Genomic DNA, 16,403 nt, shown 5'->3' with positions numbered 1-16,403 from the left:
TGCACCTCCTATGATTTTTTGGGGTTCCCCCCGTATTTTTGTGAAGACTCGCCTAGCATCGTGGGACGAACCACTTACACTTGAAAATCAAGCAACGATGTTCGTGCGGTTGCACAGGATTGTGCATAGTCAACTCTTCAAGTATAGCATGATTCCTAATTTTTGACAAGTATTAATCATCGAATTTAAACTTTTTCTCCAACTTTTTTCCTCCAAGATGCAAAAAGCATACTTAGATAAAAAATACTCATCATGATTGGAATCCCTAAAATTGTTTTTTCTTTATAAGAAATACTCAGATAAGCTGATACAATAACTCCGAGAACGAAGCTAGATAGTAGACTGACAAAGATAAGACCTTCTCGTAAAAAAGGAGTATGTTTTGTGCGAACATATTCCCCAAACGCTAACATGGTTCGTTTGATATTACCAGTCATAAAAGCATTGTTATATGCGATTCCTGAAACTTCTCCAAATGCTGTTGTTACAAGTCCCATACAAAAGGCTAATGGTGGTACTATGTATATATTATCAACCGTCAAGGGAACAAATCCTATAATTAAAGATAAAATTGCTAGTGGAATAAGGGATAGAATTGGTTTTCTTACAATCCGTAACTTTTCTTTATAGACTGTCAAGAGGAAAACACCTACCATAAAGGAAATCAAGGTCATTACCTTGACACTGGCATCTGAAACATTGTCTTGAATGAGACCAACGGAAAGGAAAACGACATTCCCCGTTTGACCTGCAACTAGAGTATTCCCACGTATGATAAAGGTATAGGCATCTACATAACCCGCACAAAAAGTCAAAAAAAGCGCCAATCTTTTTGAATGACGAGAAATTTTTCTCATAGGTAATAATCTCATACTACACTCCTATTTTTTCTGAATCTATTGTACCATTTTTTGATGAAAATTCGAAGTATCAAATAAAAGAATTGTCTCCCTTTGGCTAGTTTAGTCTATCTGTGATATAATGAAAGCAGTCATTACTTGTAGAAAAGGAGATTTCATGCTAAAACTTGGTATTATCGGTACTGGTGCAATCAGTCACCACTTTATAGAAGCTGCTCATACTAGTCAGGAATTCCAGTTAGTGGCTGTTTATTCAAGAAAGCTCACGACTGCTCAGCAATTTACTAGTCCTTATCAAAATGTTAGTCTATTTGATAATTTAGAGGATTTCTTCCAGTCTGAATTTGATGTTGTCTATATCGCAAGTCCCAATTCTCTGCATTATAGTCAGTCTAAAAAGGCCTTATCTGCTGGTAAACATGTTATCCTTGAAAAACCTGCTGTGACTCAACCCCAAGAATGGCAAGAGTTAATTCAAATAGCTCAGGAGCATCACCGTTTTATCTTTGAAGCAGCCCGTAACTATCATGAGGAAGCCTTCACAACTATTAAACACTTCTTAGCAGACAAGCAAGTTTTAGGGGCAGACTTCAATTACGCAAAATACTCTTCTAAGATGCCTGATTTCCTTGCTGGAAACACTCCAAATGTTTTCTCAGACCGTTTTGCTGGTGGGGCTCTCATGGACTTAGGTATTTACCCAATCTATGCTGCGGTTCGCTTATTTGGAAAAGCACTCGATGCGACCTATCAAGCTCAACAACTTGACAACACTATTGATCTGAACGGAGATGGTATCTTATCTTATCCCGGTTATCAAGTCCATATCAAGGCTGGTAAAAACATTACTTCTAATCTGCCTTGCGAAATATATACAACAGATGGAACACTGACGCTCAACACTATCGAACACGTTCGATCAGCTATTTTCACTGATCATCAAGGTAATGAAACACATCTACCTATTCAGCAAGCACCTCATACCATGACTGAGGAGGTCGCTGCTTTTGCTAACATGATCAAGCAGCCAAACCTAGAACTTTACCAAGCTTGGTTGGATGATGCAACACACATCCATAAGCTACTCTACACCATGCGCCAGACTGCTGGCATTAGATTTGAGGCAGAAAAATGAAAACCAAACTACCTAAAGAATGGCAAGTGCTAACCGAACAACTCGGCTTTCAAGAATTCACCCCCATTCAAACTAAGCTTTTTGATCCGATTTTAGACGGTCAAACCCTCCTTGGAGTCAGTCCAACAGGAACTGGTAAGACCCTTGCTTATCTCCTACCAAGTCTTCTTCGTCTCCAAAAGAAAAAAGCGCAACAACTATTGATTTTAGCACCAAATACTGAACTGGCTGGTCAGATTTTTGAGGTAACTAAAACCTGGGGTGAAGCTATTGGCTTGACTGCTCAGCTCTTCCTGTCAGGTTCGAGTCAAAGACGCCAAATTGAACGACTAAAAAAAGGACCAGAAATTTTGATCGGAACTCCCGGTCGTATCTTCGAACTGATCAAATTGAAAAAAATCAAGATGATGAATGTGGAGACTATCATACTTGATGAGTTTGACCAGTTGCTAGATGATTCTCAAATCCACTTTGTAGAAAAAATTACTCACTACGCACCTCGCGACCACCAACTCATCTATATGAGTGCCACTACCAAGTTTGACCAAGATAAGATTGCGCCTAACACGCGCACCATCGACCTCTCTGATCAAAAGTTGGATAACATTCAACACTTCTACATGCAAGTAGATCAACGTCATCGAGTAGATATGCTTAGAAAACTGGCACATGTCGAGGATTTCCGTGGTCTGGTATTCTTCAATAGCTTATCTGACCTTGGAAGCGCCGAGGAAAAACTACAATATCGTGATGTTTTGGCTGTTTCGTTAGCTAGTGATGTTAACGTCAAATTTAGAAAAGTTATCTTAGAAAAATTCAAAGATAATCAGCTAACACTACTTCTTGCGACAGACCTTCTAGCTCGTGGTATAGACATTGATAGTCTGGAATGTGTGCTCAACTTTGACGTTCCTAGAGATATTGAAACCTATACTCACCGTGCGGGTCGTACAGGACGCATGGGTAAAGAAGGCTATGTCATCACTCTTGTGACACATCCAGAAGATCTTAAAAAACTTAAGAAATTTGCAAGTGTACGTGAAATCGTCTTGAAAAATCAAGAACTATATATCAAATAGAGGCTGGGATAAAAATCCTAACCTCATTTTTTATTAGTAAAAATATTTTGCCTGCTAGCTGATTTGGAACTAGGAAATCGAGACCTTGTCTATCGATTTCTCCTCCACCGACTTTTTACCCCCAGGTAATTTCTAAGCGATAGTCCGCAAATGGAACTCCTTCTTTGTTTTGTAGTTGATAGGCTAGTTCAATCTTTTGTTGTTCAACTTGATAATGGCTTGTTTGGATGATAAACTCCTGTATCCCCATTGGTGTAGGAATATAGGCTAAACTATCAGCTTCCTTCAGAAAACGCATGATGGTCTTAGGGTTGGAAAATCGAGACATCACCAACTCTGTATCATTAAACTTGAGTACCACTTTTTCCTTCTCTTCATTGTAAAAAAGGAGATAGGAAAAATCACCTTTCTCACGTAACTCAACGTCATAAAGTTGGTCAATCACTTCCAATTGTTCATCAAATTGGATGGTATTTCTCATTCGAATCTTCACTTCAAGTCCTCTTTCTTCACTATTATCCTACTATTTTACCAAAAACTGTGGCTTTTTGCTATAATGGTTTTATGAATGAAAAAGTATTTCGTGACCCTGTTCACAATTATATCCATGTTGATAATCAGATTATCTATGACTTAATCAATACCAAAGAATTTCAACGGCTTCGTCGTATCAAGCAGCTCGGAACATCCAGTTACACCTTTCATGGTGGAGAACATAGTCGTTTCTCTCACTGTCTAGGTGTTTACGAGATTGCACGTCGCATCACCGAGATTTTTGAGGAAAAGTATCCTAAAGAATGGGATCCTTCGGAGTCTCTCCTAACCATGACTGCAGCCCTCCTTCATGACTTAGGACATGGTGCCTACTCGCATACCTTTGAAAATCTCTTTGATACCGATCATGAGGCTATTACGCAGGAAATTATCCAAAGCCCTGAAACAGAGATTCACCAGGTTCTTTTACAGGTAGCTCCAGATTTCCCTGAAAAGGTAGCTAGTGTTATAGACCATACTTATCCAAATAAGCAGGTGGTTCAATTGATTTCGAGTCAAATAGATGCAGACCGCATGGACTATCTCTTACGTGACTCCTATTTTACAGGGGCTTCTTATGGGGAATTTGACCTAACACGTATCTTACGAGTTATTCGCCCTATCGAAAACGGAATTGCTTTCCAACGAAACGGGATGCATGCCATCGAAGACTATGTTCTTAGTCGCTATCAAATGTATATGCAGGTATATTTCCATCCAGCAACACGTGCTATGGAAGTACTTCTGCAGAATCTTTTGAAACGTGCTAAAGAACTTTATCCAGGAAACAAGGACTTCTTTATACTAACATCCCCACATCTACTGCCATTTTTCGAAAAAAATGTTAGCTTAGCTGACTATCTATCTTTGGATGACGGAGTTATGAATACCTATTTCCAACTATGGATGACCAGTTCTGACAAGATTTTAGCTGACCTGTCACAACGCTTTGTCAATCGCAAGGTCTTTAAATCAATCACCTTTTCACAAGAAGATCAAGAACAGCTTGCATCTATGAGAAAACTGGTAGAAGATATCGGCTTTGATCCTGACTATTACACAGCTATCCATAAGAACTTTGACCTTCCTTATGATATCTATCGCCCTGAATCTGAAAACCCACGAACGCAGATTGAGATTATACAAAAAAATGGAGAACTAGCAGAACTTTCTAGCCTTTCTCCTATCGTTCAATCCCTTGCTGGCAGTCGCCACGGAGATAATCGTTTCTACTTCCCAAAAGAAATGTTGGATCAAAACAGCATCTTCGCAAGCATCACCCAGCAATTTTTACACTTGATTGAAAACGATCATTTTAAACCAAATAAAAACTAAAAGAGGAACTATATGAGTATTAAACTAATCGCCGTCGATATCGATGGAACCCTTGTCAACAGTCAAAGGGAGATCACTCCTGAAGTCTTTTCTGCCATCCAAGATGCCAAACAAGCTGGTGTCAAAGTTATGATTGCAACTGGTCGCCCTATCGCAGGAGTTGCCAAACTTTTAGATGACTTGAAATTAAGAGACGAAGGGGACTACGTTGTTACCTTCAACGGTGCCCTTGTTCAAGAAACCGCTACAGGACATGAAATTATCAGCGAATCCTTGACTTATGAAGATTATCTAGATATGGAATTCCTCAGTCGCAAACTTGGCGTCCACATGCACGCTATTACCAAGGATGGCATCTACACAGCCAATCGCAATATCGGAAAATACACTGTTCACGAATCAACCCTCGTCAGCATGCCCATCTTCTATCGTACACCTGAAGAAATGGCTGATAAGGAAATCGTCAAGTGTATGTTTATCGATGAACCAGAAATTCTCGATGCTGCTATTGAAAAGATTCCAGCAGAATTTTACGACCGCTACTCTATCAACAAATCTGCTCCTTTCTACCTCGAACTTCTCAAAAAGGGTGTAGACAAGGGTTCAGCTATCACTCACTTAGCTGAGAAACTCGGTTTGAACAAGGATGAAACTATGGCTATCGGTGACGAGGAAAATGACCGTGCCATGCTTGAAGTTGTTGGTAACCCCGTTGTTATGGAAAACGGAAATCCAAAACTCAAAAAAATCGCCAAATACATCACTAAATCTAATGACGAATCAGGCGTTGCTCATGCCATTCGAACTTGGGTACTGTAGAAAGAATAGACAAAAACCGCTCTGCTGAGCGGTTTTTACTATGTTAGAACTCAATTTCCAGTATTAGTTGTACAGTTACTTAAATCTTGAGAGTAGAAAAACTGTATTTGATGGGAGAATTAACACTACTATAAATCAAAGACATTTTCATGATCCATTTTATTCCATAGTCATTGACCAAAATATAATTTTTGGTCAAAAAGACAAAAAATACTAAATTATTTTTAAAAATGAATGTAAAATACGGCCAAGCTTCTTTATTAGATTGCTTCAAAAAAACAAAAACAGAACCAGCAGCTATTTCTAGTTGCTGGTTCTTTCATTTTATTTTACAGTTGCTAACTTCACTTTAGGGACAAGGAAATATAGTGGAATGATATTCAAGATAAATACTCCAATGAAGAGTGCTACATCTTTGACATCAATACTCGTTGAAGTAGTTAAAGCATTCACGATATTGGTGTAATAGTATCCTGGGAAAATCATTTGAGCTTTTCCAATAAATTCCATGAATCCTCCTTCGGCACCAAGAGAAGCAAATGGAATAATCGTCATAGAAGCTAAAATAATTACTGGAAAGCTGACCGTATCAATAATTTTCTCATCGAGTCTAACTCCAATCACAAAACCAATAATACTAAAATAAATTCCCATAATGGTTAATAAGAAAAATTGAACGACTAATTGACTATTTAGCGGAAAACTAAAGAAGATAAGCCCAACAGCTAATACTACTATAAAAATTAAAGTATTTAGCACCAATTGTACGAGAGTTTGATCAAGTAAATAGTTTTTCACTGTGTATTTAGAAAACTTAGATTCGAATGAGTAAAAATCGATATTTGACGAAATTCGTTTGCTAAAGGTAGCCAGACTATTCCCGATAATCCCAATAAAAACGGCAATCCCGAGCATTAAATTTGGTGTGATTCCCTGTTGGATATTGTATAGAAATACATACCATGCAACTGGAATAAAAATTGTAAATAATAAAAATCTTTTATTATCAAGGACTTGTTTTAATAGAATGAGTTTCATAATCATTATCCCTCCATTTTCACTTGTTCTCTATAGAACTGTTCGATTGTTTGGCCCTTACGATGAATATCTTCTACACTTTCCTGAGCAGCAATACGGCCATCTTTTAAAATCAGTACTTTCGTAAAGAAATGATCAATTTGGTTAAAGTCGTGAGTAACGACCACCGACGTAAACCTTTGCTCTTCTAAAAGATGCCAGAAATTATCAACAGACTCTAAATCCATTCCGGTAGTTGGTTCATCAAGAAAGATTAGTCGCGGTTCATTTAAAATCGTTAATAATAATGAGAGACGTCTCTTTTGTCCGCCAGAAAGCCCCATTACATATTGATTCCTATATTCCTCTAATTCCACCATTTTCAGTAATGCCTCGATATCAATATCTCTCAATTGATTCATATGGCATTTGAGCAATACTAAATCACCCACTTTCAAATCATCAATCAAAATATCTCCTTGTGGCATCATGCCAATTTCCGTTTGAAAATCAAGGGGTGTTTCGATACGCCCTGCATTTGCTTGCAGTTGACCGGCTATAATCTTTAGTAGTGTACTTTTTCCTGCCCCATTATTCCCAAGTAAGGCAACTTTATCTCCCTCTTCTATCGTGAAGGAAACACCTTTTAAAACTTCTTTATTTTTAAATGACTTCTTGATTTCTGATACTTTAAACATATAAGCCTCCAGGCGTTTGTATTATTTATGGATTTAGTTTACTATATCTGCTTCCACAGAGAATCAAATTATCAAAAACGGTCAATCAAATGTCGCAAACGGTATTTTTTTATGGTGAAAGCACAAAAAAACTAAATAGCAATCGCTATTTAGTTTAGAATGATTTGTTTTATTGGATAAAAGTAATCGTTTGAGAAAACTGATAGTTTGTACTTTTAGTGCTAATTGAACACTTTGGATAATGATCCATGATTTGTTGCACATTATAGAGTCCAAGGCCTCGATCTTCGCCTTTTGTGGATACACCGCGTTCGAATAAATGCGTCACATCTACCTTCTCAGCTTCGGTCGTATTTTCCATCACCAAAATCAATGCCCTTTCACTCTTAATCAACGCCACAGAGAGTTTTTTCTGTTGGGCTTTTTGACTTGCTTCAATCGCATTATCACAGAGAATGGATAAAATCGTTATGAAATCTAAAATTTCTATTTGGAAATCATCTATCGGTTCTTCCACCTCAACAGTAATATCAATGCCTTTATTTTGTGCCTCTAACAATTTCGCAGACAATACACTTTTCACTGCATCATTTTTAATATTGCTAAGTCGTGCGATATCAAATTTTTTATCGTAAAACGATTTCCCACTTTCTTTGAGAACATCCTCATAAATACCTTGAATCGCATGCAAGTCTTGATTTTCGATACCTAGCTTCAAACTCGTTAAAATATTGAGATAGTCATGTCTAAAACTACGAATTTCACTGTAAAGAGATTCCACATGATGACTATAATTCGATAATTCTTTTAACTGACGGTCTTTCTGCGCTACAATTTCTTGTTCGAGTTTTTCTTTCGAAGTTGCATTGACATATAAGAGCATAATGAAAAATAAAATAATATATAGATTATTAAGCTGCCCCCTCCACATATCTGCTTCTGACAATTGATTTCTTAAAACAACAAACAAAGAAACTAAGATGATATAGAGTATCATCGATAGATTAATAATCAGTAAAATCGTATTAAAATATTGGCGTTTAAATCCTTCTTTTAAATCTTTAAAGTCAATTTTTAACGAATGAATAATGAGTAGATATGCTGGGAAAATGAGCAATTCAATCAGAATATCATATCCGCTAATCGCCGCTTCATTAAACACAGTAATTCCTAACATCGGAAACACATTATAGCCTAGCATACGTCCAAATAGACTTTCCACAACAACTGGATACAATCCATAAAACAGATTCATCATCCGACTCTGACCTTTATTAATATAAAAGCAATAGGCAATATACATAATAAAAGATCCAAAATAAGCAATCGGTGGCAATACAATAAAGAGACCAACGAAGGACGCTGGTATTATCAAGAACCATTTCCGTTTTATCGGCAATTCGCTAATCTGTTTAAAAATCAACATCTGTGCCAGTATTTTTAAATAAACATTCGCTATATTTAAAAATGATTCCATAAAATCCCCCTAACAATTTAGTGTCGTTACTTTTTCAAGAAGTCCTTTATATTTCATACGGGAAATCAAGCAACTATCATTATTTTCAAATAAAGCAATCTTTTCTTCTTTATCGATTTTCACAATATTAGCAGGATTTACTACAAAAGACCGGTGACAACGATATAAGCGTGGATCTGTTTTCTCTATCTCCGTAATGGTTGCATAGAACTCTAATCGCTCATCTTTTGTATGTAAAATCACCTTATGAATCGTTGGTGAAGTCTCAAAGTATAAAATATTGTTGAACGGTACTTGAACATGGGCCATCGCGGTTTCAAAAGTAAAAGCATCTTCGGAAACTGTTGTTCCAGATTTTTCAATTGTATATTCGATAGCAGAACTGATACGCTCTGCAAACTCTTCTTCGGAAAGTGACTTGTCAATAAAATCAAGTGCAGCTACCTTGTATTTGAAAGTAATAGGCATAAACTCTGAATGAGTCGTAACAAACACAATTGTCGCATTTGGGTCTTTCTTTCGAATTTCTTTCGCGATATCCAGACCTTTCTTTTCTTCCCCTTTAATTTCAATGTCTAAGAAGAATAATTGATGTGAGCCTCTTTCAGTGATTGCTTCCACTAATTGATGAGGTTTGCCAAAAATCTTCGGAGGTTTACATTGTAATGATTTTTGAGCAATCAGTTCCTGAATCACATTCTCGATACGAGATTGCTGCAACAACTCATCTTCTAATACGAAAATACTTAACATTGACTTTCCTCCTTTAGGATAGATGCCGAATATGACAGATTTCTATCCTTTTATGACATTTTCAAAATGAATACTTTCACTCCATGTACAATAAATTCGATTGGAGGAAAGATATGATGCAATGGATACAATATTATTGGTTACTTCTGGTTCTGAAAAAATATATCAGACAACATAAACTACCTGTAACCATTCATTCTACATTCCCAATGATACAACTTCACACCAAAAGGAATTGGTTTTATTTTATCACAATTACTGCTCCTTGTAAGTTGTCAACCACGGTAAACCGAATTCGACGACTGCATCTTCATGCAAAAATCATTCTGCTTGCTCCCAACGTTAACTACTCTGAAATCTTCGAAGCTCATCTAGAACTATTTGGAATTGTGGATACAAAACAACCACTATTGATGGTGATTGATGAATTGAATGAGTATTTAGAGTTTTTATTTCAACATAAAATTGATTAAATTCTTGAAAAAGTCATGGGGTATCTAAAGACTTTTCACTTTTTGGGGTATAAAAAAATTGAGAAACATTGATAAATCAACATTTCTCAACTTTAAAAGCAACCAAAAATGCCCCCTGCAGGAATCGAACCTGCAACTACTCCTTAGGAGGGAGTTGTTATATCCATTGAACTAAGGGAGCTAGAGAAAAACTCTGCCGAATGAGCAGAGTTTTTTGGTCGAATTAACGACGGATTTCTTTGATACGAGCTGCTTTACCTTGAAGAGCACGCAAGTAGTACAATTTCGCACGACGTACTTTACCGTAACGAACAACTTCGATCTTTTCAACACGTGGAGTGTGGATTGGGAAGATACGTTCAACACCTACACCGTTAGAGATTTTACGAACTGTGTAGTTTTCTGAGATGCCAGCACCTTTACGTGCAATAACAACACCTTCAAAAATCTGGATACGTTCACGGTTACCTTCGACAACTTTCGCGTGTACACGAACAGTGTCACCAGGACGGAATGATGGGATATCAGTACGAAGTTGACCTTCTGTCAAGCTTTGGATTAATGGATTCATTTTATTCTCCTATCTTTGTCAATCTTGAGGAAGCTTCCTCAGCGGATAAACTGTATTTTTGTGCGTCCATTACACACAAGATACAGTTTACCAAATTTCTAAAAAAAAGTAAAGAAATTTATAGCAAAAGTTTGTGTCTATTTTTTTGAGGTAGTAAAAAAATACATCAAAAACGGAAATGTAAAAACAAGGCTAAACAATTTTACTTGCTCAGCCTTGACATCTACTAAAATTTCTGATAGTATTAATCTTACTGATAAACAAGACCCAATTGTTTATCTTTATGAGAGGTACGTTGCTACGTGCCTCTTTTTTTATTGATAAGATTATTATACAATTTTTATTACTATAAGTCAAGAGTTTACTGAGTTTATGACATTTTATTTATTGATTTTTTTGCCTGCAAATCGTTGTTTATCTCTCTGTTTTCGGCCCTTCCAAGAAGCATTTACAATCGTCCCTAAACTTCTTGGAGCTTGATCGATCTTTTTGCGTACTTTTGCACTACTCATTCCTTCTGAGTGGTATTTTTCATATTCATTTCTCCAATTACCAAAAAATAAATCTCGGAGTTCTTGATTGTAAGACAACAAAATAAGATGAGACATAGCATCTGCATGATTTAATGACCAATACATTCCTCTATTTTTCATCCGATAACTGATTTTACGATGCTGACTTTCCATAATTCCTAAACTTGCTGTATCTAGGTTCCTCTGTTCAGGAGGTTGCGTATATTTAAAATTTCCAAGGATTCTATTCTTAAAAACCTTAAAAGTATCAATCTTCTTTTCGTTCTGATTAAGTAGGACGAGTGATTCTAGTGTATCAATAGCTGTGTTCAGTGTCTTCTTGCAATGGCTATCTATGGCTTTCATAAATTGCTCTAGTAGCTCTACAGAATACGGTTTGACCAACTTTTTTATTTCTTTGTTTAGATGGTATCGATCCCAAAAATGTTGATGATGCTTTATCCCTAGATCGTGTGATATTTCCTTAAATAAATGTGTAGTATATCCGTGACCCATATCTGAATTTGTCACAAGTAGAGTATCTGACGTAATTTTAAAATGATTATAAATATAATCTACTACTCTTTTTCTTGCTGTTCGATTACTGGATGACACAATTTCGACCTTATTTTTTAAAATTTTCCTCTTTCCGTACACCTCCGTTCCGGTATGGATGACAAAATGAGATAACTCTTTATTCTGTTGTTCCTTTTCACGTCCACTGACCTTTATCCAGACACCATCTCCTTCAAGATAAATAACAGGAGCCTCAATTTTTTTGACAGGTACTTCATCGCTATAGAATCGATAATCTTCTTTCTCATTTAACAACTGACTTGCTAGCTTTATTGCTTTTAACACCGTGTCTTTAGTGATATAAACCTGGTACATTAGTTCAATGACTTCCACTACTTTCCGATATGGTAACATTGTAGCTAGTTTAGTGATCTGATATAGCAATTCTTTGGAATAGGCAATACGTTTCTCTAGACCTAACTTCTCATCTACTGGAATTCTACATTTTCCATTCTTATACCAGCGCCTTCTTGAAAAAGTTACCTGGCCAAACGTAAAAGTAACGGTTCTCTCAGCATAGTTTACAAATTTGTACCCTCTAGCTCTCATTGTGGGTGCGATATAGTTGTCATAGTCACTTACAAATTTATGAAATTCTTGTAAATTTTTATCTTTAAATTTCTCTACAAATTCTCTTTCATCAATAATTTTTGTATCCAAAATAAAAACACTCCCAACTAAAATCATAATAAAAAAGTATAGAGATTTTAGTTCAGGAGTTCAAATATTTTTTGTCAGCAAAGATAAAAGCCTTCCCTTATTATTGGGAAGGTTTTTTGAACATAATTATAATTATAATTATATCGATAAACTTTCGATAAGTTTATCAAGGTAATCTGATGCAGATTTTGCGCCGGCTGCTTTAGCAATTTTATCTAATTTTTGGCGATTGCTTGGTTTCAAAGTAAACTGGAATTGCTTTTTGCGTTCAAAGCTTTCAAAGTTGGCTACATCTGAAATCTGCTCAGGTTGATGAGTTGCTTCGATAATCTGTGAAATCTCTTTTTCTTTTGGTGTGAATGCCATAACAATCTCCTTCTAATTATATTTATAATTGTATTTGTGTTTATAAATATAATTATATTGTATCATAAATTTTTGAAAAAGTCTGCTCCAGCTCAGTGAAAAACTTTTTGTGTTTTTGATAAAGCTCTGGATTTTCCTCCATATCTGCAATAGAGATTTTATCAATCGTGGAATGATTGAACAACTCTTTTGCTGGTACAATCCCTAGAAGGTTATCTGTTCCCTTTTCTTTTGCTTCAAGTCCCAAGGCTTCCAGTAATTCTCTTGATGAACCATAGTTTGGTCGGATCATATTTGCTAAGAAATATAACTCAGCAGTAATGTATGATTCTCTGGTACGATAGTCGATCACATCCTTTCTGAATGCTTCTAACCGAGTTGATAAATTGAATTTAGCATTATAACCAAACTCCGAAGGAGTCAAGGGACTAATAATAGCGTGACTGACCGCAACAGCATTTTTAGTAGCTGTCGCAAAATCTGGCCTACAATCAATCAAGATGTAGTCAAATTGCTCCAACTTCTTCTTTTCGTAGTTGTCCTCTAGCCAAAGATAAAGTAACATATTTTTCTTATCGCTGTTCTCAAGATCTCTTTCCACCGTGTCAAGCTGAACTGAACCAGGAATTAGACTAATATTTTCCTTGACTTGCTTAATATCCACATCGCCACCTTTAAAAGCATTAGCAATTGTATTCTTGCTCTCATAAATATTATAACACTGAGTCAAATTACACTGATGGTCTAAGTCTATAAAGAGAACCTTATGACCTTTCTTAGCCAACCATTCCCCATAATTAAAAGTTAAAGTCGTTTTCCCAACACCACCTTTTATAGCGGCAAATGTGATAATCTTCATTCTATTTCTCCATCCATTTTTCTATATTTCTATTATACCATTATAATTATATTTGTCAATATGTTTATAATTATATTTATAATTATTTTTTTACAATGAAGTTTCTCTATCCTTACGCTGCTCCACATTTTTCTCAATGTCTTGATGTAGCTTATAATCTTTTGTAATTGCTTCTACTCGTTGATACAAAGCCTGGCGTTCAAAGGTCGCCTCTTTAACAAGTTTATCAATCTCAGCTTTGCGAGTGCTAGGATCTACTCTCAAGTCTTTCATAATAGCAATAGCTAGTTTCACTTCCTGAGGATCGCTTGATTCCAATGCAAGAAATGCAGACTGAATTTTATTAAGTTCACCCAAGCGTTGATCTAGTTTATCAAGCAAGTTATCTACTTCTTCCAGTTCCTCTTCAAAACGATTTAACAATTCATCAAATTGCTGTCCTTCTGTCACTCCATGAGCAGATAGATAATTATATTCACGAACAAGCTGATCCAAACTGGAGATTTTCGGATTTTTCCGGACAATCATTTCTCCGTTATCATACGACAACTGAGAAGCGACTGTTTCTCCCTTCATATACCGATTCTTATCAGCGTGGTCAGGATTAACAAAATAGTAGAAGTCATTCTTTCTGATAAAAATTTCATAAGATCCATCTTCTGATTTTTCAATCTGATGAGCTGGAATAAGAATGGTTCCCTTATTTCTAATCCCAAATTCCATTTCAAGATAGATTCCATTTTTTGTTTCTTCCATCACCTGCCATTCTTCAACTGTGATTCTCATTTCAAAATCATCTTCTCGTTCTGCTACCATTTTTTCATATTCGGATTTAATTTCATCGACAGAAAAAGTCACCTCATTGGCAACCACTCTCTCAGAAATTTTCTCTAAAGAATAATTTCCTTTTTTTGACAATGTGCGATCCCTAACATTTCTTGTTTGTTCCTGGTCGGTTAAACGATATTTTATTTCCTTCCCTGAAGTATCAACTACAAGATTTAATGCTAGGGCCTTCGTTTTGAAATCTTCTAATGAGGTTGAATGTTTTAAAAGGAAATCTAAACGGGATTTGATCTCATAACGAAAAGAATTTTTTTTGCGATAGGCATGATAGGTTTTTCGATTAGTCCATAATCTTTCCTTAAGAATCTTAGCTCCAGCCAAATCCGCATACTTGTTTGAAATATTAAATAAACTTCTAGCAGTATTTTTCTGCCAACGAAATTTTTTCAATGTAACAGAATTAGTAGAATTGAAAATAATGTGATTGTGGATGTGCCCCTTATCCATGTGAGTTGCTATGACAAATTCATGTTGTCCACCAGTTAGTTCTAAAATTGTTTTACGACCAATCTCATGAATTTCTTGTGGAGTCAAATCATCTTCAGGAGAAAATGATTGAATGATGTGATGTGCTAAAACTCGATTCGGATTTTGAATATCATTTAATTCTTTTGTTCCTGCTCGTTGAGCCGCATTTTTTTTTGTCAAAAGAAATTCTTCTGTCGCTGTACTTGCATCTGTTATTCCATAAGTAGATACAAGTTGCTTGACTACTCGACCGTCTTTAACCACTGCTGGAAACTCTACTTCATCATTCTCCAGTAAACTTGTTTTTGAGGGATTCTCAATATAGCGCAAAGCATTTGTCAGACTTTTTAGGTCTGTCAGCTCGACCGTCTTTGCTTCGTCCTCAATATATTTTGTAGCTCTTCCTAAAGATGCCACTCCTTTTATCTGAAGAACTTTTGTTACAACCATCTCTCTTGTTCCTTTGTTTGATTTTCTTGTTTTTGGATAAACTGGCTGACTGTATCTTTCAAATGTTTTTGCAATTCAAGAATCTGACTCAATTCATTGAGGCTAGCTTGATCATCTTCGTTTACCTTTTTTGCGACCTGATTAATATTGACCCCTATCCGATTTATTTCCTTACGCAGTTCTCTCAATTCTTCAAAATTTAAGATTTTGACCTCGCCCATAATCAACATAATTCGGGCAAAGGCATTAAAATTTGTCATTCCAGATTCTGCAACTTTAGTTGAAATAAACCGTGCCTCTTCTTCCGTTAAACGAATTTTTTTCTGAATCATTCGTTTTCGTTTTTCTCCATTTTTCAAAAATCATCACCTCTGTTCTGCTATTTCTTGATTGAGGGGCTCAGCCCCCTTTTCTTCTGGCAAGATTAGCACTTGGGTACCCAAATGCTGTTTTTAAAAAGGTCAAAGATGGTCAGGGTATTATCCCTGACTATTCTTGACTTTTTAAATTTTTGGGGAAATCCCCAATCCCCTAATCCCTGCAAGCAGGAATTTAATTATTTCGAGGAGAAAAGTTTGATTAAACTTTTAACGTTTCCAACAGAAAATCCATCCCATCAATCAATTTTATTTTTAAAATTTCATCTCTAAGTTGCTCAAACCTTTCATCACTCATTTCTTCGATTTCTTTAAGTGCAATGGGATACATTTCTACTTCTTCTAGTTCATAGGTTGTTTTAATTCGCATATCTCTACGAAGAATGTAGAGACATTCTTTGCGTGAAATGTGCTGGTTAACTTCATTCACTTTTGGCGAATCTGTAGCCTCATCCTCAAAAAATATCTCCATTAAAAGATCAAAAGTTTCTTGGCTTAGATTTTCAATCATCTTCTGTTTCTCCTTTTTTGTTTTTCT

The 16,403-nt window shown here is 36.0% G+C and carries 18 protein-coding genes, 1 tRNA gene and 1 other annotated feature; of the genes, 5 read left to right on the top strand and 14 right to left on the bottom strand.

Annotated elements, in window-relative coordinates; translation table 11 throughout:
- Positions 1-34: 34 nt before the first annotated feature.
- Positions 35-121 (bottom strand) — a sequence feature (ribosomal protein L21 leader region).
- A gap of 64 nt (positions 122-185) precedes the next feature.
- Positions 186-872 (bottom strand): YoaK family protein, encoded by a 687-nt coding sequence (locus tag AB2B50_RS02270; protein WP_320692092.1) that lies wholly within the window; start codon positions 870-872, stop codon positions 186-188.
- Between the two features lie 145 nt (positions 873-1,017).
- Here AB2B50_RS02270 and AB2B50_RS02265 point away from each other — a divergent pair, with 145 nt between their 5' ends.
- Positions 1,018-1,995: a Gfo/Idh/MocA family protein gene (locus AB2B50_RS02265; protein ID WP_320692093.1), complete on the top strand. Its 978-nt coding sequence runs from the start codon at positions 1,018-1,020 to the stop codon at positions 1,993-1,995.
- Positions 1,992-3,074, top strand: a complete 1,083-nt coding sequence (locus AB2B50_RS02260) for a DEAD/DEAH box helicase (RefSeq protein WP_320692094.1) — start codon at positions 1,992-1,994, stop codon at positions 3,072-3,074. Before AB2B50_RS02265 ends, AB2B50_RS02260 begins: the two co-directional genes overlap by 4 nt.
- 115 nt (positions 3,075-3,189) lie before the next feature.
- On the opposite strand, the gene AB2B50_RS02255 is transcribed toward AB2B50_RS02260, so the two are convergent.
- Positions 3,190-3,567, bottom strand: a complete 378-nt coding sequence (locus AB2B50_RS02255) for a YwiB family protein (protein WP_083279655.1) — start codon at positions 3,565-3,567, stop codon at positions 3,190-3,192.
- Positions 3,568-3,638: 71 nt separating this feature from the next.
- Here AB2B50_RS02255 and AB2B50_RS02250 point away from each other — a divergent pair, with 71 nt between their 5' ends.
- Both AB2B50_RS02250 and yidA read left to right on the top strand, forming a co-directional pair.
- Positions 3,639-4,943, top strand: coding sequence for an HD domain-containing protein (locus AB2B50_RS02250; protein ID WP_320692095.1), 1,305 nt, complete (start codon positions 3,639-3,641; stop codon positions 4,941-4,943).
- Between the two features lie 12 nt (positions 4,944-4,955).
- Positions 4,956-5,762: a sugar-phosphatase gene (yidA, locus tag AB2B50_RS02245; RefSeq protein WP_320692096.1), complete on the top strand. Its 807-nt coding sequence runs from the start codon at positions 4,956-4,958 to the stop codon at positions 5,760-5,762.
- Between the two features lie 324 nt (positions 5,763-6,086).
- Here the strand turns inward: yidA and AB2B50_RS02240 are convergent, their stop codons facing one another.
- The 4 genes from AB2B50_RS02240 to AB2B50_RS02225 all read right to left on the bottom strand — a co-directional run bounded on the left by AB2B50_RS02240 (position 6,087) and on the right by AB2B50_RS02225 (position 9,707).
- Positions 6,087-6,800 (bottom strand): ABC transporter, encoded by a 714-nt coding sequence (locus AB2B50_RS02240; RefSeq protein WP_320692097.1) that lies wholly within the window; start codon positions 6,798-6,800, stop codon positions 6,087-6,089.
- A 5-nt stretch (positions 6,801-6,805) separates the two neighbouring features.
- Positions 6,806-7,477 carry an ABC transporter ATP-binding protein gene (locus tag AB2B50_RS02235; RefSeq protein WP_320692098.1) on the bottom strand — a complete coding sequence of 224 codons (672 nt, stop codon included), beginning with the start codon at positions 7,475-7,477 and terminating at the stop codon, positions 6,806-6,808.
- A 169-nt stretch (positions 7,478-7,646) separates the two neighbouring features.
- Entirely contained in the window at positions 7,647-8,954 is a 1,308-nt protein-coding gene (locus AB2B50_RS02230) for a sensor histidine kinase (RefSeq protein ID WP_320692099.1), read from the bottom strand.
- Between the two features lie 9 nt (positions 8,955-8,963).
- A complete protein-coding gene (locus tag AB2B50_RS02225) occupies positions 8,964-9,707 on the bottom strand; it encodes a response regulator transcription factor (RefSeq protein WP_320692100.1) in 744 nt (247 codons plus the stop codon).
- Between the two features lie 113 nt (positions 9,708-9,820).
- Here AB2B50_RS02225 and AB2B50_RS02220 point away from each other — a divergent pair, with 113 nt between their 5' ends.
- Entirely contained in the window at positions 9,821-10,180 is a 360-nt protein-coding gene (locus tag AB2B50_RS02220) for a hypothetical protein (RefSeq protein ID WP_320692101.1), read from the top strand.
- Positions 10,181-10,289: 109 nt separating this feature from the next.
- On the opposite strand, the gene AB2B50_RS02215 is transcribed toward AB2B50_RS02220, so the two are convergent.
- The 8 genes from AB2B50_RS02215 to AB2B50_RS02180 form a co-directional block, all read right to left on the bottom strand.
- A tRNA-Arg gene (locus AB2B50_RS02215) sits at positions 10,290-10,361 on the bottom strand.
- A 42-nt stretch (positions 10,362-10,403) separates the two neighbouring features.
- A complete protein-coding gene (gene rplS / locus AB2B50_RS02210) occupies positions 10,404-10,751 on the bottom strand; it encodes a 50S ribosomal protein L19 (RefSeq protein ID WP_001068669.1) in 348 nt (115 codons plus the stop codon).
- A 380-nt stretch (positions 10,752-11,131) separates the two neighbouring features.
- Positions 11,132-12,499 carry an ISLre2 family transposase gene (locus AB2B50_RS02205; RefSeq protein ID WP_320692102.1) on the bottom strand — a complete coding sequence of 456 codons (1,368 nt, stop codon included), beginning with the start codon at positions 12,497-12,499 and terminating at the stop codon, positions 11,132-11,134.
- A 138-nt stretch (positions 12,500-12,637) separates the two neighbouring features.
- Positions 12,638-12,865: a hypothetical protein gene (locus AB2B50_RS02200; RefSeq protein ID WP_061418962.1), complete on the bottom strand. Its 228-nt coding sequence runs from the start codon at positions 12,863-12,865 to the stop codon at positions 12,638-12,640.
- 52 nt (positions 12,866-12,917) lie between these two features.
- Positions 12,918-13,724 (bottom strand): ParA family protein, encoded by an 807-nt coding sequence (locus AB2B50_RS02195; RefSeq protein WP_320692103.1) that lies wholly within the window; start codon positions 13,722-13,724, stop codon positions 12,918-12,920.
- Positions 13,725-13,814: 90 nt separating this feature from the next.
- On the bottom strand, positions 13,815-15,488 hold the full coding sequence (locus AB2B50_RS02190) for a helical hairpin domain-containing protein (RefSeq protein ID WP_320692104.1): 1,674 nt from the start codon (positions 15,486-15,488) through the stop codon (positions 13,815-13,817).
- Positions 15,479-15,820: a plasmid mobilization protein gene (locus AB2B50_RS02185; RefSeq protein WP_414168006.1), complete on the bottom strand. Its 342-nt coding sequence runs from the start codon at positions 15,818-15,820 to the stop codon at positions 15,479-15,481. The genes AB2B50_RS02190 and AB2B50_RS02185 overlap by 10 nt, the downstream gene beginning before the upstream one ends.
- A 247-nt stretch (positions 15,821-16,067) precedes the next feature.
- Positions 16,068-16,376 carry a hypothetical protein gene (locus tag AB2B50_RS02180; RefSeq protein ID WP_320692105.1) on the bottom strand — a complete coding sequence of 103 codons (309 nt, stop codon included), beginning with the start codon at positions 16,374-16,376 and terminating at the stop codon, positions 16,068-16,070.
- Between the last annotated feature and the right edge of the window lie 27 nt (positions 16,377-16,403).

Source organism: Streptococcus fermentans (assembly GCF_040888305.1).
In the GTDB taxonomy this organism is placed as follows: Bacteria; Bacillota; Bacilli; order Lactobacillales; family Streptococcaceae; genus Streptococcus; species Streptococcus fermentans.
Note: the sequence above shows the minus strand (reverse complement) of the source record. Positions and strands in the feature narration are given on the sequence as shown.

Coding starts and splice junctions, on each gene's coding strand:
- AB2B50_RS02270 (WP_320692092.1), bottom strand. CDS start 872: ATGAGATTATTACCTATGAGAAAAATTTCTCGTCATTCAAAAAGATTG.
- AB2B50_RS02265 (WP_320692093.1), top strand. CDS start 1,018: ATGCTAAAACTTGGTATTATCGGTACTGGTGCAATCAGTCACCACTTT.
- AB2B50_RS02260 (WP_320692094.1), top strand. CDS start 1,992: ATGAAAACCAAACTACCTAAAGAATGGCAAGTGCTAACCGAACAACTC.
- AB2B50_RS02250 (WP_320692095.1), top strand. CDS start 3,639: ATGAATGAAAAAGTATTTCGTGACCCTGTTCACAATTATATCCATGTT.
- yidA (WP_320692096.1), top strand. CDS start 4,956: ATGAGTATTAAACTAATCGCCGTCGATATCGATGGAACCCTTGTCAAC.
- AB2B50_RS02240 (WP_320692097.1), bottom strand. CDS start 6,800: ATGAAACTCATTCTATTAAAACAAGTCCTTGATAATAAAAGATTTTTA.
- AB2B50_RS02235 (WP_320692098.1), bottom strand. CDS start 7,477: ATGTTTAAAGTATCAGAAATCAAGAAGTCATTTAAAAATAAAGAAGTT.
- AB2B50_RS02230 (WP_320692099.1), bottom strand. CDS start 8,954: ATGGAATCATTTTTAAATATAGCGAATGTTTATTTAAAAATACTGGCA.
- AB2B50_RS02225 (WP_320692100.1), bottom strand. CDS start 9,707: ATGTTAAGTATTTTCGTATTAGAAGATGAGTTGTTGCAGCAATCTCGT.
- AB2B50_RS02220 (WP_320692101.1), top strand. CDS start 9,821: ATGATGCAATGGATACAATATTATTGGTTACTTCTGGTTCTGAAAAAA.
- rplS (WP_001068669.1), bottom strand. CDS start 10,751: ATGAATCCATTAATCCAAAGCTTGACAGAAGGTCAACTTCGTACTGAT.
- AB2B50_RS02200 (WP_061418962.1), bottom strand. CDS start 12,865: ATGGCATTCACACCAAAAGAAAAAGAGATTTCACAGATTATCGAAGCA.
- AB2B50_RS02195 (WP_320692103.1), bottom strand. CDS start 13,724: ATGAAGATTATCACATTTGCCGCTATAAAAGGTGGTGTTGGGAAAACG.
- AB2B50_RS02190 (WP_320692104.1), bottom strand. CDS start 15,488: ATGGTTGTAACAAAAGTTCTTCAGATAAAAGGAGTGGCATCTTTAGGA.
- AB2B50_RS02185 (WP_414168006.1), bottom strand. CDS start 15,820: ATGATTCAGAAAAAAATTCGTTTAACGGAAGAAGAGGCACGGTTTATT.
- AB2B50_RS02180 (WP_320692105.1), bottom strand. CDS start 16,376: ATGATTGAAAATCTAAGCCAAGAAACTTTTGATCTTTTAATGGAGATA.